Annotated in this window: 25 protein-coding genes; 3 read left to right on the top strand and 22 right to left on the bottom strand. The window is 46.3% G+C overall.

Annotated features, from left to right (window positions below; genetic code table 11):
• Positions 1-2: 2 nt before the first annotated feature.
• The 19 genes from MHH79_RS06870 to MHH79_RS06780 all read right to left on the bottom strand — a co-directional run bounded on the left by MHH79_RS06870 (position 3) and on the right by MHH79_RS06780 (position 12,401).
• Positions 3-446 (bottom strand): phage tail tube protein, encoded by a 444-nt coding sequence (locus tag MHH79_RS06870; RefSeq protein ID WP_003232677.1) that lies wholly within the window; start codon positions 444-446, stop codon positions 3-5.
• A 1-nt stretch (position 447) separates the two neighbouring features.
• A complete protein-coding gene (locus MHH79_RS06865; RefSeq protein ID WP_003245369.1) occupies positions 448-1,848 on the bottom strand; it encodes a phage tail sheath family protein in 1,401 nt (466 codons plus the stop codon).
• Positions 1,845-2,060: a hypothetical protein gene (locus tag MHH79_RS06860; RefSeq protein ID WP_015383435.1), complete on the bottom strand. Its 216-nt coding sequence runs from the start codon at positions 2,058-2,060 to the stop codon at positions 1,845-1,847. The genes MHH79_RS06865 and MHH79_RS06860 overlap by 4 nt, the downstream gene beginning before the upstream one ends.
• A 3-nt stretch (positions 2,061-2,063) precedes the next feature.
• On the bottom strand, positions 2,064-2,504 hold the full coding sequence (locus MHH79_RS06855) for a hypothetical protein (RefSeq protein WP_063335091.1): 441 nt from the start codon (positions 2,502-2,504) through the stop codon (positions 2,064-2,066).
• A 12-nt stretch (positions 2,505-2,516) separates the two neighbouring features.
• Positions 2,517-3,002 carry an HK97 gp10 family phage protein gene (locus MHH79_RS06850; RefSeq protein ID WP_063335090.1) on the bottom strand — a complete coding sequence of 162 codons (486 nt, stop codon included), beginning with the start codon at positions 3,000-3,002 and terminating at the stop codon, positions 2,517-2,519.
• Positions 2,999-3,355, bottom strand: a complete 357-nt coding sequence (locus MHH79_RS06845) for a YqbH/XkdH family protein (protein WP_015383432.1) — start codon at positions 3,353-3,355, stop codon at positions 2,999-3,001. The genes MHH79_RS06850 and MHH79_RS06845 overlap by 4 nt, the downstream gene beginning before the upstream one ends.
• Entirely contained in the window at positions 3,352-3,735 is a 384-nt protein-coding gene (locus MHH79_RS06840; protein ID WP_021479474.1) for a DUF3199 family protein, read from the bottom strand. Before MHH79_RS06840 ends, MHH79_RS06845 begins: the two co-directional genes overlap by 4 nt.
• A 21-nt stretch (positions 3,736-3,756) precedes the next feature.
• Complete coding sequence (locus MHH79_RS06835) at positions 3,757-4,692, bottom strand: phage major capsid protein (protein ID WP_003232690.1); 936 nt, start codon at positions 4,690-4,692, stop codon at positions 3,757-3,759.
• A gap of 25 nt (positions 4,693-4,717) precedes the next feature.
• Complete coding sequence (locus MHH79_RS06830) at positions 4,718-5,545, bottom strand: XkdF-like putative serine protease domain-containing protein (protein WP_047182486.1); 828 nt, start codon at positions 5,543-5,545, stop codon at positions 4,718-4,720.
• Positions 5,546-5,564: 19 nt separating this feature from the next.
• Positions 5,565-7,052, bottom strand: coding sequence for a phage portal protein (locus tag MHH79_RS06825; protein WP_047182485.1), 1,488 nt, complete (start codon positions 7,050-7,052; stop codon positions 5,565-5,567).
• Between the two features lie 3 nt (positions 7,053-7,055).
• Positions 7,056-8,357: a PBSX family phage terminase large subunit gene (locus MHH79_RS06820; protein WP_251218346.1), complete on the bottom strand. Its 1,302-nt coding sequence runs from the start codon at positions 8,355-8,357 to the stop codon at positions 7,056-7,058.
• Positions 8,354-9,151 carry a phage terminase small subunit gene (gene xtmA / locus MHH79_RS06815; RefSeq protein WP_251218345.1) on the bottom strand — a complete coding sequence of 266 codons (798 nt, stop codon included), beginning with the start codon at positions 9,149-9,151 and terminating at the stop codon, positions 8,354-8,356. Before xtmA ends, MHH79_RS06820 begins: the two co-directional genes overlap by 4 nt.
• 117 nt (positions 9,152-9,268) lie before the next feature.
• Positions 9,269-9,778, bottom strand: coding sequence for a sigma-70 family RNA polymerase sigma factor (locus tag MHH79_RS06810; protein WP_015483123.1), 510 nt, complete (start codon positions 9,776-9,778; stop codon positions 9,269-9,271).
• A gap of 115 nt (positions 9,779-9,893) precedes the next feature.
• Positions 9,894-10,100, bottom strand: a complete 207-nt coding sequence (gene xtrA, locus MHH79_RS06805; RefSeq protein WP_014476537.1) for a phage-like element PBSX protein XtrA — start codon at positions 10,098-10,100, stop codon at positions 9,894-9,896.
• Positions 10,097-10,447 carry a phage-like element PBSX protein XkdD gene (gene xkdD, locus MHH79_RS06800; RefSeq protein WP_251218344.1) on the bottom strand — a complete coding sequence of 117 codons (351 nt, stop codon included), beginning with the start codon at positions 10,445-10,447 and terminating at the stop codon, positions 10,097-10,099. The genes xtrA and xkdD overlap by 4 nt, the downstream gene beginning before the upstream one ends.
• 84 nt (positions 10,448-10,531) lie before the next feature.
• Complete coding sequence (locus MHH79_RS06795) at positions 10,532-10,699, bottom strand: hypothetical protein (RefSeq protein WP_015383425.1); 168 nt, start codon at positions 10,697-10,699, stop codon at positions 10,532-10,534.
• The gene (locus MHH79_RS06790) at positions 10,699-11,499 is read right to left on the bottom strand and encodes an ATP-binding protein (RefSeq protein WP_080030662.1); all 801 of its coding nucleotides are present in this window, start codon (positions 11,497-11,499) and stop codon (positions 10,699-10,701) included. The genes MHH79_RS06795 and MHH79_RS06790 overlap by 1 nt, the downstream gene beginning before the upstream one ends.
• Positions 11,399-12,235: a phage portal protein gene (locus tag MHH79_RS06785; RefSeq protein WP_251218343.1), complete on the bottom strand. Its 837-nt coding sequence runs from the start codon at positions 12,233-12,235 to the stop codon at positions 11,399-11,401. Before MHH79_RS06785 ends, MHH79_RS06790 begins: the two co-directional genes overlap by 101 nt.
• Positions 12,222-12,401: a hypothetical protein gene (locus MHH79_RS06780; RefSeq protein WP_015383422.1), complete on the bottom strand. Its 180-nt coding sequence runs from the start codon at positions 12,399-12,401 to the stop codon at positions 12,222-12,224. Before MHH79_RS06780 ends, MHH79_RS06785 begins: the two co-directional genes overlap by 14 nt.
• Positions 12,402-12,579: 178 nt before the next feature.
• Here MHH79_RS06780 and xre point away from each other — a divergent pair, with 178 nt between their 5' ends.
• Together xre and MHH79_RS06770 are read left to right on the top strand one after the other, a co-directional pair.
• The gene (xre, locus tag MHH79_RS06775; protein ID WP_003232719.1) at positions 12,580-12,921 is read left to right on the top strand and encodes an HTH-type transcriptional regulator Xre; all 342 of its coding nucleotides are present in this window, start codon (positions 12,580-12,582) and stop codon (positions 12,919-12,921) included.
• 162 nt (positions 12,922-13,083) lie between these two features.
• On the top strand, positions 13,084-13,680 hold the full coding sequence (locus MHH79_RS06770) for an ImmA/IrrE family metallo-endopeptidase (RefSeq protein WP_015483120.1): 597 nt from the start codon (positions 13,084-13,086) through the stop codon (positions 13,678-13,680).
• A 43-nt stretch (positions 13,681-13,723) separates the two neighbouring features.
• Here the strand turns inward: MHH79_RS06770 and MHH79_RS06765 are convergent, their stop codons facing one another.
• Positions 13,724-14,560, bottom strand: a complete 837-nt coding sequence (locus tag MHH79_RS06765) for a manganese catalase family protein (RefSeq protein WP_003245071.1) — start codon at positions 14,558-14,560, stop codon at positions 13,724-13,726.
• Between the two features lie 76 nt (positions 14,561-14,636).
• A complete protein-coding gene (locus MHH79_RS06760; protein ID WP_015252289.1) occupies positions 14,637-15,239 on the bottom strand; it encodes a poly-gamma-glutamate hydrolase family protein in 603 nt (200 codons plus the stop codon).
• A gap of 104 nt (positions 15,240-15,343) precedes the next feature.
• Between MHH79_RS06760 and MHH79_RS06755 the strand changes: the two genes are divergently transcribed.
• Positions 15,344-15,721 (top strand): PH domain-containing protein, encoded by a 378-nt coding sequence (locus MHH79_RS06755; protein ID WP_015483119.1) that lies wholly within the window; start codon positions 15,344-15,346, stop codon positions 15,719-15,721.
• Between the two features lie 38 nt (positions 15,722-15,759).
• Here MHH79_RS06755 and MHH79_RS06750 read toward each other — a convergent pair whose 3' ends face one another.
• Positions 15,760-16,713 (bottom strand): N-acetylmuramoyl-L-alanine amidase, encoded by a 954-nt coding sequence (locus MHH79_RS06750; RefSeq protein WP_015483118.1) that lies wholly within the window; start codon positions 16,711-16,713, stop codon positions 15,760-15,762.
• Between the last annotated feature and the right edge of the window lie 107 nt (positions 16,714-16,820).

Here is a 16,820-nt window from a genome sequence, read left to right as displayed (position 1 = left end):
GATTAAAACGTGTCAGATAGCTTTTCAGGGACGTCGAAGTCTTCGAATGTAAATGGAACTTCTTCCTCTAACGCTTCTGAATCGACATCAAGGCTTGCGATTTTGGCAGAGTCAAAGTTGACGTCGTACAGCGTGACTCGCTCAGTGCCCCGGCCGGAGGATTGATCATCCAGCACGGCTTGGAGTGTGAAATAAGGGTCGCTGCCTTTTTTGACATAGTCCATCATCAGGAGCACGAATTTTGATGTGACTTTGTAGAACGTTGCGGTCCCTGTTCCATTTGCCCCTGTTGTTTTATGGCCTGTCATGCGGCGGCCCATAATGTTGACTTCGGATTTGTTTTTCTCAACGTTTGCTTCAAATGTTTTGATGTGCGCCATTTCCTCACCATCGAGAAATAAGCGGCCTTCTTTTCCTGAGATTGTGTTTTGTGCTTTTAATGCCATATTAGTTTACCTCCACATTAAAGTAGAATTTTTCTGCTGCATCGACAGGCTGTACAGCCAGGTCAATCAAGAAGCCGTCACGATCTTCATTCATTGAAATTGTGATATCTTCATCGGAATCAAAGCCAGTGATGCCGCCCGCATCCTGAAGCGTTGTCATGTATTGCGTGATCATCGTTTTTACATACTGCAGTCCGTCTTCAGATGCCGGGATATCGCTTCCGCTGCCTTTTCTTGATTTAATTAAGGCTTTCAGCTCGCGTGTTAAATCATTATTCACAGCATCCAGGACACGAACGATTTTGTTCTTCGCAAATTTCTTGTTTTTCTCAGCTGTGAACGTCACGAGTGAGTTAATGTCCTTTTCTACGCTGACGGATTTATCGCGGGCGTCGAATGTGAATAAAAATTCACCTTTACCCAGACGTTCAACAATCGTATCGTGGTCAAGGCGGTGTAACACATCAACTGCGCCTTCGTACTCTACAAATGTAAGTGATTGGTTAAAGGTTGCTCCTGCACTCGCTCCAGCTACCCAAGCTGTTGCTTTGTCGGGTGTAACTTCCGTGCCATCTTCAAGCAGCACACCCTCGGTTACGTTGATGATGCCTTCATAATCACCGGCATAATTGGCTGTGACGCCTTGCACTTTTTGTCCTTGGCCGTCGCGAAGGCGTTTAATGAAAGCAGCAAACGTCGCCTTCAACTGGTCACCTTCTGCAACAGGCAGCGCAATCACATCAAAGCTCTCCGTTTCAGCCGCGGCTAAGAAATCTGTATAGTCGGAGTTGACAGGGGCTTTATCCGTACCGCCGGATAAACGGATGCCCGCGGATGCATTCAGCGTCTCAGCTGCAGTGTCTCCTTCTGATCCAGTGAGAGGAATCGTTGAAGAAAGATCGCCTGTTCCGGTAAAAGTGACATAGCCGTTAGCTGTTAATTCTTCAGCCTTTTTGACAGTCTGTTTATCAACCTCTGATTCGTCCATATATGTTGTCACATCGAAAGAATTAGCATCCAGCACATTTTGATTGATGCGGATGATAATGTCATTTCCTTTTGTTCCGCCATATACTGCAGTTGCTTTGACGCCTTCAGCAATATCAGCAGACGCTCGGACACCTTCGGTTAGTCGGTACATCAATACCGTTTTCGCATTTTTCTTCGCTTCACGCAGCAGCAATAAAGACGGGTCATCAATGCTGAGGCCCACTTTTTTGTTTAGGTCTTCAACGCTGGAAATGGAGACGAACGTTTTCGCTTCGCCCCAGCTTGATGCGACCGGAAGTGCGACTGTTCCCCGTTCACTGAGTGATACCCGCTCCTGTGCCGTCGTTTTAAAGTTAAAATAAATGCCTGCACGTTCTTTTTCTTTGCCTGTTGTAAATGTTCCGCCATTCATGATGACATGACCTCCTTGGTTAGAAATGTTTGAATCAATTGGTTGGCTTCTGATTTCGTCATACGTGGTTGATCCACGCCAAATAAAGCCCCCTGAAGAATATCCGGCTTAACGCCGAACAGTTCCTTCGCGTGCTTAATCAAATCCGCTGTATCAAATAGAGCTTCCCGGCTCTTTGTATGTACAGCCTTCTTCTGTTGTTTGTCCTTCACCGTTTATTTCACCCCGCTGTTCATGTCGATATCCTGTAAGACATGCTGTTCTGTTTTGTAATAATAATATCGGCTGCTCCACCTGATCACCATGGCCGCCTCGCCCCTGTCTCCTACCCTTGTCTCGATTTGGGAGATGCGAACCATATCCCCCGTCTTCTCGCCGGATTCACTCAGCAGCGGAATCATATTTCTCGCTTCTCTGATGGCATCCGCGAGCCTGTCCGCTTCATCCAGAGCCTGAACGGAGTCCAGATGAAACAGTTTTACATTGAGACTGTAGGTTTTTTTAAATGTGGAAACCGTATCTGTTTCCTCGAAAACAGATGGTGGCGGGACGTATAACGACGGCACCTGAAAGCGATCAGGAAGCTCGCGTTCATAAATGGGAACAGACCACCGGCTGTACAAAAACGCCATGATCGATCCTGTTTCACTGTTCATCCTGCTCCTCCTTTACAGCTTCTTCAGCCACTGGCGCAGTTTGCTTTCCAGCGATTTTTCAAACAGCTGTTCATATAAAAGCAGTGCATGATCCCAGTAGCCCGTGCCCGGTATCCATTTTCTCTTAAGCGCCATTCCCGTTGAAGCCGCTGGATCATAAATAAACCGTGAGCCTTGAAAACGCCCCGGCACCCATCTCACATCTTGTTTTGACGTCCAATGGCCGTCATTAAGAAATGAGGCGTAATCAAGCTGTGTCCCCACCTCAAGCGAAAGCCCGCCGCTTTGCACAATCCAGAGATTGTCCTCTGCGCCTTTCTTAAAGGAACTGAGCAGTTTTTCTGTATCAATCGTTTGTGTGCTGATGAGTTCAGATTGGACGATCTCCAGAAAATCTTGCCCGCACTCCTCAAGCCACCGGGACGCCTGTCTGGAAAAACCGCCTGAAGCCGCTTCTTTTAATGCCGTGTTCAGCTGTTTCAATCCCGCTATTTTCATAGGCTTTCATCCCTGACTGCGATGACCTCCCAATGATGATGTCTGATCCTTTTCGGCAGCTTTAGTATATATTTATGATTCTCCCAAATGATTTTATCGTTCACGCGGATGTCCGCTGACAACGGAAAATGGACGAGAAAGCTATGATATACAGTTTGATCCGGCTCCTCCTGAATCAGCTGCTGCGTTTTTTCGGTAAAATAACAAGGGACATCTTGTTCATCGGGTGTATCCGGATATGAAATCACCGGCTGCAGCCTGTCTGCCGGAATCCCAAATCGGCCTGCAGACGGCGCTTGCGCTGCTTCATGATAAATGTCGCAACGGTGAATGAGCATCTGCTTGTAGCTCATAAAGATCTCACCTTCAGTCTGGAGGATTCAGGGACGTAGCCCGGCTTGATAAACTCTTCGAGCAAATGATACACCTCAGGCCGCTGAATCCCGCCTTCTCCGGAAACCGTGTAGGAATAATCCCCCATTTTCTCAGACTGATAGCTTGATGAGGCAGATTCATCGCTGTTGACAAGCGCAAAATACTGGGCAAGCTTTACTAAAGCCAACTTCACCTTACCGGGCAGCGGATCATACAAGCTGTCTTCAAAGCGGTGGCCCGTGATGAGAGCCGCTTCTGCTTCCGCCTCGATGATATCCTGCGCCAGCAGCTCTTCCGGCCTGTTTTTCACCCGATCATAGACCGAATAGGAGGCTACGTCAGTCGGTTCAATGAGCATGAGCTGACCACCTCGTTTCTATTATTCTTTTACGTTAATTAATTTCGCGCAGGCATCCTCTTCCTCGAACTTGCTGTCCAGCTTGGCCGTTAAGACAATAATGAATTTACGGGAGCGGATGTCTTTGTCGACTTCAATTCGGATATTGCGGGAGAAGCCGAGAATGATATTTTTCGGATGTGTGAGAATGATATCAGAAGCGTCATATTGCGCGTCTCCCTCACCGACTGTGTACGGCTGAATATTGGATACCCCTTTGACCGGTACGCCGAATGCTGTTGACAAGCCGCCCTGAACAGCCTGGTCCCCAAGGTTTGTCTGGCGGTCTGCCACGCGGTCCTTCCATTCAACTTCTAAGCCGTGAGACGTATAGAATCTGAATTCCTGAGGGATGCGCAAATATTTCGGCGGAACTGCCTTTAAGCCTTTCTTGAATGTCGCTCTGGACAGTTCTTCACCGTTCATGTCAACGATATGGGAAACTGCCTGTTTACGGATGCCGTCCAGCTGTGCCAGATACGGATCAGCTGATGCTGTATCGCCGTTAACGATCAGCTCTTCAATATCAACGGCTGCGCGCTCTGCTAAAATTTGCATGATTGTCTGCTGCAGGCCGTCTTTTTCAATATTGTTTTCAAGTGTGTCATACGTAATGTTAATTTCCGCAATGACTTCCTTCGTGTTCAGCTGGACCGTGCTTGTCGTTGGAACTGTCAGCTCGTCGTTTGACAGTGCTTTTCCTTCTTGCGCAGCCCGCAGAATACGCTGGCCGAAGCCGATTTTCTCAAATTTTTGCGAGTCATTTTCCATTTGAATGACGCGGGATTCACTGAAAATGGTCGGCGTGTTTTGCACCATGCGGATAAAAGCCGATGCTTGCGCAGGGTTCATAAGCCCGCCGCTTTTTAAAGCAGAAAGCGACATTTCCGCTTTTCGAATGATCTCTTGATTTCTCAATTGATTTCCTCCTCCTTGACTGGTTTTACAGCAGTCCGCTCCAGATTGATTTTTTGACTTGCTCTGTATTGCCGCCCGTATCGTCCGATGTCTGCTTAGACGCGCCTCGCGCTTTTTCCAAAGCCTCGATGCGTTCGATCAGCGGGGCAAGCATGTCTTCAACGAGCTTTTTCAGACGCTCGTCATCCCCCGTCTGCTCCGGCTTTTCCTCCGTGTCTGTGTTTTTTTCAATCCGCTCAAGCCGTTTGAGCAGAGGGTAAAGCGCATGCTCGAATGATTCTCTCATGTCTTCTTTTCTCATTTCTTCAGTCTCCTTCCCTGTTTTGTCAGCAAGCATTTGCTTGAATACACTGAAGAACCCTGCTTTTTCGACCGGTTCTTCTTCATACACATCTGCAGTGCCCGCCATGCTGTAGCCGGTGATAATTCCAGCCTTAATCTGTTCCCATACCTCGTCAGACGCTCTTGTTACGAGCACCCATGAGCCCTTTGTAATCCGCTTTGACCCGATCATAAAATCATCGGGCGCCACATAGGACTCGACCACGACGCCGGTTCCACCCTCAAAGCTGTGATTGATATCAATCTCCCGTGCCTCCGCGAGAAAACCGTGCGCCGCTTTTTCAATTTCATCGGCGGTCATAAAATCGCCGTGGGCATCAGGAACATCAGGCTCATACACGATTCCGTACACGAGCTTTTGTTCATCCTGCTCACTTTTTGTAAACAGCCGAACCTTTTTTTCAAATGACGGAGGTTCGGCTGACTTCGTAAAGAAAAATTCTGTCTGGTTAGCCGCCTTGTCCACATAACTGACAAAGCTGATTTTGGCATTTCTTAATTCTCGCGCCACCTGCTTGATTCACCTCCCTTCAGGACGTTTTGATGTCTTCGATGCTTTCTTTCAACTCCTGCATGAGCGCAGTCAGGTTTGTCTTTTCCGCATCCTGTCCTGCAGGCCGTTTATAAATGTCCTCCGGCCACTCCTCCAGTGTTTTGCCAAGCACCCGTCCGGCAAGGTCGCGTAAATCATTCGGCGAGACCGCTCCTGCTGTAATAAAAGGACCGAGCACCTTCGCAATCTCAAGCGGATCACGAAAGTCCGGTCCTTTTAATGTCAGCCTGACGTCATGGATATTCAGCTCCGGCAAAAGCAGTGTGTTCAGTTTATTCACGAGCGTTTTTCGCTCCGGCTGAAAGACCTGCTCCTCCGTAATTTTTCTAGCAGTATCAGCTGTCGCCCGGTTGTATTCCTGGGCCTCGCCTGTATACAGCGGCGGGAGACGGAACGCTGAACGCAGCTTATTTCTGCTTTTTTCATCGTATTCAAGAAACAGGGCGTCGTTTTGGAGAATTTCCGCCAAGGATTTGATTTCCACGGAAACCGGCGTAATATCCTCGCCTCCATGGAGATCCTTTTCTTTTGCGATTCCTTCCGCTTCGATCAGGAGAAATTTATGGGCGTTTTCCACGCCTTCAAGATCATTCATGTATTCCTGCAGCTCCCGGTAAGAAGCTTCAGACAGCATCCCGTTTTCCACTGTAATCGCAGCGGGGACGTGACGCCCCTGCTTAAAATACATAAAATTGAGCTCTTCTGCTTTTCGGGCTCCGTATAAATTGACAATATTGCCGATCCAGCGGGGTACACCGTATACGCCGCTTCCAATTTTGAGGTGAATGGCTTCATTTGCTTGATACTTCTCTGCCAATGTGTTTACATATTCACCTGTACGCATATCCATTTTTCGCGGATCGCCGTATTCTTTAAAAAATACTTTCTTTCCATTGATCATCTGCACATATTTTCGGAAGCGTCTTTGCCTTTTGATCCTTTTCATTTTCCCGTTTTCTTCATATACAAATGAGACCTCTACAGGCTCGCCTGCTCCGCATACGCGCATATATTTCACATCTAAATATTCGATGCCTGCAGGTTTTCCCGCCCCGTCACGAAGCACTTCCATAAATCCGTTGCCTGTTTTTTCTCTGTCTTCGATGGCATAGCCTAAAATCATTTCAGCTGATTCATCAAAGTGAAGACATTTATAAAAGGCTTCGAGTCTGGCCCAGTCTTTTTCCGCTCTTTTCTTTTTTGCCTGATCGACATCACTTGCGTTGACATCAAATGTGTACTCAACATCGAATCCAAATCCTGTAATATTCACTCTATACGCATCAATGCATTGCTGAAGAATGGTCGAGTATTCGGCAATGGTTTTGAGCTCGATGATATTGTAGGGCGGAGCGATAATGTCCTCTCCGTACAGCTCAGAAAAGTCATCTTCATAGATTTGCTTTGTCTGAGGAGCCGCGGCATTGGCTTTAAATACAGTTGCTCTGACTGTTTGATTGTGCATGATTTATGACCTCCTCCTTTCTCGGTTCGGCCGGATTCGTTTGTGTGCTGTCTCTTTCATATCAGCAACCTCATAATCATCAAGCGCATACCAAATGGCAGAAAGCGTATGCGGGTCAATCGTGAATTCATCCTCAATCAGAGCTCCGTTTTTATCTTTGGCATACGTAAGTGTCTTGAGCTCATAGATGACATTTTCACAGCGGTCCGAACAGAAGATTTTTTTGAACCGTTTTACCTTTTTGGTATATTGAAGCCTGGAGCCGGGAAACTTTCTGGCTCCAATCATCCGAAAGCCCTGCTGGCGGAAATATTGAATGCTTTTCGGCTCAGCCGAGTCGGCTTTGATCAATTCCTGTGTCTCAATAAACTCACGCAGCTCCTCAGCCGTCCTGTCATCTGTCATTTTGTTTTGATAATACTCCCAATAAATGTAGAGGTATTTTTTTTCAGGATCTACAGCAAGCCGGACGACGGCATTGTAGGATTCCTCAAATCCAAAATCCATGCCTGTACGAAAGATCGGCTTGCTGATGGCTGCGATACATTTTTTCACTTGATTATGCGGGAGTACCTCGAACTGCGGCAGCACCCTGATCCCGTTGACGCCGAATCGTCCTTTGCTGGCAATCCGGTACAGGTCGGGATCATACTCTTTGAGTCCGTCAAGCTGTTTCAGATAGCTTTCCGGGAGAAAAAGATTGTCGTTAGCGGTGGAATGATGGTAATACGTATCTCCCTTCACAATCGTCCGCTTTTCGTAAAGTTCGCTGTCATCCAGCACAAACCGTTTCTTGCGTTCATCCCGAAAAAAGTGCCTATACGTCCAATTGGAGGTGCCGACGGGATTGGTGGTACAGATCATATGAAGCTTTAGCTCAGGATGGCGAAGACGTCCGATTAACTCCTTGAACCCCTCATACTTCACCTCTGAGCACTCTTCAATCCATATTAATGAAATGTTATGAACCGATTTTAATTTTGCCGGATTGTCCATTCCTTTGAACATGATCCGGCTGCCATTGTAAAATCGCAGCTGCAGCGGGGAAGAAAGAGATACCACAGCCTTTGTGAGACCGAGCTCTTCGATCACCTCTTGAAACAAGGCGAAGGTCGAATCCCGATGGGTATCGAACACCTCCCGGATCACAAGGGCCGTCCGTTTTTCCTTCAGCAGCTTTAGCACGATTTTCAATGCGGTATGATAGCTTTTGGATGAGCCGTAGCCGCCGACAAGAAATTGGTACGTCTGCTCCCAATTGAACACGTAATCTTCGAAATGAGGGTTGATTTCTTTTACAATCATGACTTGCCCTCTTTTCGTTTGATCATAATTTCAATCGGCTCTTGGCTGTCATCTGTTTTCTCCGCTTTTTGTTTGGCAAGCTTCAATTTCTCATTTTCAATTTTTTGTTTAAATTGATCTGGAAACAAATCAAAATATAAGGATAGCTTCTCAAGCGCCTTCATTTTATCTGCAAGCTTGATGGCAATGCCTTCTTTGCCAAGCTTTGCTTCCGTTACAATGGTGCCATCAACGAGCCCGGAGTCTTTGACATCGACAAAGCTGATTTCCTTCATAATGGGGTTATCATCTTCATCAAACAGCGGACCCGATTTCCCGACAGCCTGGACCTCTTTTTTTCCAAAGGTCACATAGTCCGTAATATCCGCAAACGCGATCTTGATATAAACCTGCAGCACATCCATCGCTTCAATAAACATCTCATTGACCATTTCTTTTTTTATGCGCCTGATTTCAGCAGCGACCTTTTCGTTTTTTAAGAGCCGGCTGCCCGTCACATGAGCGCTGTCCGGAGAATAGCCCGCTTTGATTGCTGACTGTGTGGCATTGAAGCTTTTGACGTAATACAGGCAAAACAGCCGCTGGCGTTCATTTAATTCGTCGTTGTCTATAGGTCGCTGTTTTTGTTCGTTTTTGGACGCAGAAAACACGGCCTCTTTCCATTTGTCTTGTTTTTTCCAGATGCCGATTGTTTTCGCGGAAACACCGATTGTGTCCGCAATCGCCCGATTTGTGATCTTTCCTTGATGTTGTTGATAGATTGCTAATGCTTGTTCGCGCTGTTGTGTTTTCATGCTACGGCATCACCGCCACCTCCAGCATGGTTGTTTATTCATAAAAGCGGCTGATCATGCCAGCCGCTTATGTGTCATGCTCTATTCACTTATAGGTGGCAAACGTATGACAAGCTTTCAGGCAAGTGATCGATTCATTTCTTCCTGCTGTCTTTGCATCTTTAAACTCGCCCGTTTAATCGTCGTTTGCACTGTCGATTTTTTCACACCGAGAAGATCGGCGATCCGTTCATAAGAAAAACATTCTACCTTATGCAGCAAAAACATTTCCTTTTCTCTGTCCGTTAACAGGGCTAATGCTTCTCGAATTCTCTCTCTGTCTTCTTCTGATACCTGTCCGTCCGGCTCAAACATCATAGCGCTGGAAAATGATTCGATAATTCTCGGGTCCTTGATCATCAGCCGCTGGTAGGCATCACGCCGGTCAATCGCCCGTCTGATGCCGGGCTGCCTTCCTTTTTCAAGCCATTCTGTTACATATTCAAGATCAGTAATCATATTTCTGATGATTTTTTTATCCTTCAGCTCTTCAGCTGAGAGTGCGGATTCATCTGCCTCAGCGAGCGGTTTATATTGCATTCTTGTTTGTTTGAGCGTTCGTTTATATTCAAATAGTAAGTCTTGCATTCTATGATCCTCCTTATTTTTGGCAAATAAAAAACGGACACCAATCAACGCACAAATGCTGTGCAGTTGATCAGTGTCCGCAGGCTTTCCGTCTTGGACGTATTCTGTTTTCGCTTTAATTTAATTTGTAGCCGATTTCAAATTCCACACGGGCAAGATCGCCCTTTCTTGTTTCGACGAGCGTTTTTCCATGCTCGGGCGCTTCTGTGATCCATGCTTCTTGCTTGATGCCATCCACAATAATGACACGGATTTTCCCTTCCTCCAGCTGGCTCTTAAGCGTGATGGAATCGATATGCAGCAGTTTTTTAGGATGAATCATGTTTCTTTTCCTCCCTTTTTCGGTACAGCGCTTGCTTCGGCTTTTTCTAATAGCTGAATGATGCGCTCCTTTGAATGAACAGAATTTCCCTTCAGAAAATCAAGTGCTGCTTTAGACGCTTCCAGCAATTCAGGCGCAGCGGCCATCAAAGCGGCATTGCTTTTTTGCGAATAAGAGCTGAGGTCAAATACAGCGGCAATCAGCCGTCCGTTTGAATATGGGAATCTTTCTTTTTCTTCTTCACTGTAAGCTGAATAAATATAGATCGGTTTCGTATCCCCGCACGGGACAGCACGCCACGGCGCAGGGCTTTTCTCTGCCTGTTTTGTCTTTGCCAACACTTTCACTTCCCGTCGTCCTTATACCATTGTTCAATGTTTTTTTCTGTTCGCTTTGCCCGAAACAGCAAAGCGATTAGTGCAGTCAGCTGTTTAATCATAGACATTCAGCCTCGCTTTTCCCGCTGTCAGCATTTGCTCCAGCTTTTGAATGACAGGCGTTAAATCAGTGCCGGACCGGCAGTTCGGACATGGATGAAAAACGACTCCAATACCGGTATGTTCCACAATGACTTTCTTTGTTTGACAAAGCTTGCACATTATCTGATGCCCTCCAATCTATGGTTAAGCTCGTAGGCTGCTCCTTTGATAATCACTAAATAGTCACTGCACATCTCATAGATTCTCGTGCCGAGCGCTTCATCGACCCGTACAAGTGCTTCAATTGTCAGCTCGCTCGAAAGCAAAATCGGTTTATGATTTAAGTAGCGATAATTGAGTACCGAATACATTTGCTCTAATTGCCAATCTGTAGCGCGGGGTTTGCCGTTAACCGGTTTAAACAGATCATCAATGAACAGCACATCCGCCTGCTTCATCCGGTTCAGCTTCGCTTCTAATAGGGCAAAATCATTTTTCAGATCAGTAAAGCCTTCCACGAACGGAAAATAAATGACAGGCACATAGCATGTTCTCATTAATTCGTTGGCAGCGGCAGTCAAAAGGTGTGTTTTCCCTGATCCAGGCTGTCCTAAAAGAGCAATGCTGTTTTTTCGGCAATCCTTGATTTGTTCATAATCGGCAACATACTCTTTTGTACACTCAAATGCGTCTTTTATGGCCTGCGGCTTTCCCTCCGTGCGGAATTCCTTGAAGCCCAGCTGTCTGAAAGCGTGGGTAATCTCACTTGCACCCAGCAGCCGCTTCACTTTCCGTTCTGCCATGCAGCTGCACATCGTCCAAACTTCCAGGCCATTCTGCCTGACGAGATAACCTCCCTGATCCTTGCAGCGTAGGCAATCATACCTGCTTACGTCTGATTCGGCCGGTTTGTCCACCAGTAATGGACGTCTCCCTCTTCTCAGCTCGTCCAAAATCTGTTCGATTGTTCGTTTTGTCATGTTTTTTCATCCTCTCATTCTGAATTGCGACATTCTTTTTGGCTTGCTGCGCGAAAAATCGATCTTCAATGAATTTCGAGCAGTAGCGAAAAGCCTTGATTGTTTCAGAAGCGGCGGTCCGCCGGTTTTCAAAAGCCTGAAAGCATTCTTCAAGCCATTTGATTGTTTGCGTGACAGGAACGCCGATGGCAACAATGCGGGCGATGGCTTGATAATCTCTTGAGGAAGGATACACGGTGCGTCCTTCTTGAGCCGACCGTAATTGTGTAAACCGCTTCGCAATGTGATCCACTGCATCATCAGCAGCAGTATATTTGTTTGTTTTATCTATATCTGTACGGTCGTTTGTGTCCGGTGTCTGCGGCGAAAATGGCCGTTCTTTTAGACTCCCGTGTACAGTATTGTCCGATCTGAAGCTGAATTTTTTGGAATGCTTTACCGAAATCATCAGTCCGTATGGCGCACGGACGGCCTTTATGTATTCATGGTTTTCGAGAAGCTCCAGCCATCTTCTGACGGTTTTTTCACTTACGCCGAAGACTGCCGCCATTTCTCTCGCTTTTAACGGCTTATGGCCAAGGACGATGCCCCAGCTTACGCCGTCTTTTTCGATTTCTTTTGTTGTTGAGCTGATAAACCAGAGAAACAGCCATAGCGCCGGGCCGATTTTGTCATAATGTTCTGAATTCAGTAACCCTGAATACGTCGGAAAAGGATAGCTTTTATCGTTTTTCATTGTACGCCGCTTCTCCTTTTAACATCATGTATGCTTGAAACTGTTCCTGCGTTTCAAAGTGAAACACCGGAAGTCCGCAAGCGGTGAACGAAATGGTGCCGCCGGATTGTACGAGATGGCGCTGATCTATGGGATTTTCACTAAAAACGATTTGGATCGGATACATGTGATCACTCTCCTGACCTTTTTTTGATACATTTTGTATCGGATGTTACCAAGTATAAACGATACAAACTGTATCATCAAGTTATTTTTGATACTTTTTTTATCATAACTTTATTTTGATACATATTGTATCTATAATCATAAGTAACTTAGGGAGTTTAAAAAAGAGAGGTCATAGTATGATAGGCGGCAGATTGAAGAGTCTCAGAGGGAAAAGGACACAGGAAGAAATCGCATCACACATCGGTGTGTCACGGGCACGATATTCCCACTATGAAAACGGGCGAAGCGAACCTGATTACGACACACTCCAAAAGCTGGCTGATTACTTTCAAGTAACGACTGATTACTTATTAACGGGAAAAGACAAAAAATCCGATGACGATATGTTCTCAGATCCGGACCTGCAGCTTGCATACCGCGATATGCAGGATTTTTCCCCAGAAAGCAAACAGCAGGCCATCGAATTTATCAACTATTTAAAAGAAAAAGAGAAAAACCGCAAACCGAAAAATAAATAAATCGTTCTCTGTTCTCTAAAACATATAAAAAGTAGACCGATATAAAGAAAAAAGTGTTTATTTTTTAAAGAAAAGGGAAAGATTTCTACACTACTTTCCAGTCCTATACGGGCTTTTCTTTCTCGCTAAAAACAGAACAAATGTTCGAAAGGGAGTATTCAATTGGGCGATTACTTATCACATCTGGAGGAATACGTTAAAAATTTATACGGCCGGCTGGGCATCACATCCCCTCATCACATTGACATGCTGAAAATCGCAAAGGATCTGGATATTTGGGTGCATTTTGAGGATATGGGGAGCATGATGGTGAAATACGACGGCATGTACAGTATCGTATTGAACCAAAAAAAGTCACGGGAAGAGCAATGGGAGGATTTTGGCCATGAACTGTGCCACGTGTTAAAGCATGCAGGCAATCATTTTCAGATGAACAAGCTCTTCAGAGAGCTTCAGGAATTTCAGGCAAATCAATTTATGTACCACTTCTGTGTGCCAACCTTTATGCTGTTGCAGATGGAACTGCCGCAATGGAGAAGCCAGGCACTCGCCACAATTTCGGCGGTATTCCGGGTAACAAAGGAATTTGCTGATAAAAGGCTTGACATGTTTGAACGGCGTAAAGCAGGTATTCAATTTCAGAAGCGGCTCGCTTATTTATTATCCCACAAGCGGCCACATGCGTACGAGGAAGGCGATCAGCAGCACTTGCATGTTGCTGAGGAAAAAGCGTTATATCATATTGGCAAAAACATCTGATCAAATACGGGCTAAGGATATATTCCTCAGCCCAGAAGAGAACCTAACATTTCGACATTGGGGGAACTGTATTATGCAGCCACATGGGCGCCGGTTTAAGATGAGGCGCAGATGCGAACGCAATCGGAGCCGGGATATACCTGAATTCACCCCGGCCGTCAAAGGCTTCCCCATGTGCCCATCTTCCTTGTGAGCTTTCATCCCCCCTGGAAAAGTTAAACAGGTCATAGGAGACTTCCTGCTTTTCGAGCTCACGCGGAAACGTCGTCGGGACGACAATATCCCGTTCTCTTTCCTCCAGCTCTTTAATGGCCGCGTACCACATATTTTGATGATAGGTATCCCTTGCAATCAAAAATGACAGCATATCTCTTACCCCTGGATCATCGGTCATGGCATATAGCCGTGTCACCTGAAGGCGTCCTTGGGCCTCCGCATTTAAGTTAGCGCGAAAATCGGCCAGCAGGTTTCCGCTCGAGATAATGTATTTTGCATTCCACGGATAGCCCTCACTATCTGATGCCATCGCCCCCAATCCGGACACAATCGCGTGCTGAGGATTCATCCCTGACATGACTGCTGCGATAGCGGGATTGCTTTTATAAGCATCCTCCTGTACATCCGCGGGTGCATTGTCCAGAAGCCTGGAAATCATCGTTGCCAGCATTTCTACGTGCCCAATCTCTTCGGTCCCCACATCATATAACAAATCTTTATACTTAGCATCCGCCCTGCAGTTAAACCCTTGAAACAAATACTGCATCATGACGCTAATTTCACCGAATTGGCCGCCGAGCACCTCTTGAAGTTTTTTCGCATAAACCGGATCGGGATGAGCTGGCTTTGCTTGATATTGAAGCTCTTTTATATGATAAAACATGAATCATTCCTCCCCACACTTTCGCACAACCCCAGCGTATGAAGGAATAGGCCCACCGTGCAGGTCCCGTCTAGTTTTATTTATAAAAGCCAAGCTTGACGGCTTCCACATATCGATCAAACAAATCGTTTTGTATGTAGCTTTTATCACGGCACCCAAAATTGCGGAATAGCGCGTTTCGCTGCGCCGTGCTTACCTCCAATTGCAGTCCCATTTCTCTTTTCGTCCGATTGACAATATTGTTTGGGTGTACACCTGCCAGGCGGTCTTTCTCATTAGTGAGCTCGGCGCTAAAACCCGCTTCATTCAGACGCTCACAAATGAGCTTGGCTTTTTTACGATCCGCCCCGCCGACCAATGTATGCGGGATTTTCGGATCATAATACCCGTGAAACGCTAATGCGTAATGGTGATCATTCACTTTTTCTAAAGCCAGCGGCTCATCAAAACGAATGCTAGTGAGATGCAAGGAACGGTTGTTTCGCTGCTTTAGACCCTCAAACAAATAGATGGAACATCGATCAGAAAATGCCCGCACCAGTTCACTGACGCCAGGCTCAATTCTGCCGCCGTGAGGACCGAGGACGATAAGCTCACTTCCGTTTTTCTCCTCATAAATAATCCGGTACTCCGACTCAGAAGCAGAAAGGGCCGCAAAGCTGTCATACATATCTTCCATTTTGAACGCCCCCTTTACCAGTCAGCACCAGTTTACTCTACTCATCTATGAATGAAAACCTTTTTTATAGTATGATTTGATAGAATACGCAGAGGAGGTATATGATGGGGTTTATTGATGGATTACTCGGCAATGCGTCAACACTGTCAACGGCAGCTGTGAAAGAAGAGCTTGCCCACATTTTGCTGGAGAGTGAGAATGTTGAAGCCGCGTTTAAGCTGGTTCGCGATTTGATTGTCTTTACTGACAAGCGGCTTATCCTTGTAGATAAGCAGGGAATCACAGGCAAGAAAACGGAATTTCACTCGATTCCGTACAAAAGCATTTCCAGATTCAGCGTGGAAACCGCCGGCCGCTTTGATCTTGATTCAGAGCTGAAAATTTGGATCTCCGGCGCGGAACTTCCCGCCGTCTCAAAGCAGTTTAAAAAAGATGAAAGCATTTATGATATTCAAAAGGTGCTTGCCGCAGTTTGTATGTAAGGTGAAAAGACGGAAGCTTTACAGCTTCCGTCTTTTTATTACAGCTTTTCCTCCAGCTTCGCTTTCGTTTTCGGACCGTAAATCCCATCAGCCGTTAAACCGCTGACAGACTGAAAACGTTTCACTGCATTTGCTGTTTTCGGGCCATAAACGCCGTCAACGCCGTGATTTTTCGCTCCTTTATCAGGATAAAAATAAAGAGCGGCTAAAGCGGTCTGCACCTGCTTTACTTTTGTCCCTTTCGTCAGCGGGCTTGTCACTTTGATCACGCCGGATGGGAGCGGATATGAGGATGCGGCATGGCTTTTAGAAGCAGATGCCGTCTGAGGCAGTTTGATCACCTGTCCGATTTTGATGTGGTTCGGGTCAAAGATATGATTTATGCTTTGCAGCGTTTTCACACTGACCCCGTGTGATGCGGCAATCCCTGACAGTGTGTCGCCTTTTTTTACATGATATTCAGACGCCGAAGAAGAGACTGCAGCTTTTTTCGCTGATACGCCACCGTTTAATTCCTTTTCAATCGCCGCCTTCACTTGATCCCAGCGCCCCTCTGATAAAATGCGGTGCGGGCAATACTTTCCGCTCCAGTCCTGATGTTTTCTCACCCGATCGATGCCCCAGCCGCGCTCCTTCAACAGCTGTGCAACAAATGAAATCGCCAAGGCTTCAGCTGCCTCATACTTCGGGCCTCCCGATTTGCTGTAGCAAATCTCAACGCCGATTGATTTGCGGTTTCCCGGACCGTTTGTGCCGTCACCTGTGTGCCAGGCGTTTCGGTTAAGCGGCAGACCTTGAATCACCTCTTTATCATCGACTGCAAAATGAAAGCTTGTCGAGCTTGTGTTCCCGATCATATAGCTGATTTCATTGGCCGCTGACGCATCGTTTGCCGTGTTGTGAATGGTAATGTATTCAGCGGACATCGCATTAGGACACTTCAACGCGTATTTCGCCTCAGAAACCAAATTTTTCTTTACTGGAATGCTCACCTATCATCTCTCCTTTTCTTTTTTCATAAATAGGTGGCATTCGTAGGACGAAAAGCTCATATATCTATCACCGTAATATGGATAAATGTGTTAAATCGAAGTTCACG

The sequence above is a fragment of the Bacillus sp. FSL K6-0993 genome, from assembly GCF_037977205.1.
Classification (GTDB): domain Bacteria; phylum Bacillota; class Bacilli; order Bacillales; family Bacillaceae; genus Bacillus; species Bacillus subtilis.
Note: the sequence above shows the minus strand (reverse complement) of the source record. Positions and strands in the feature narration are given on the sequence as shown.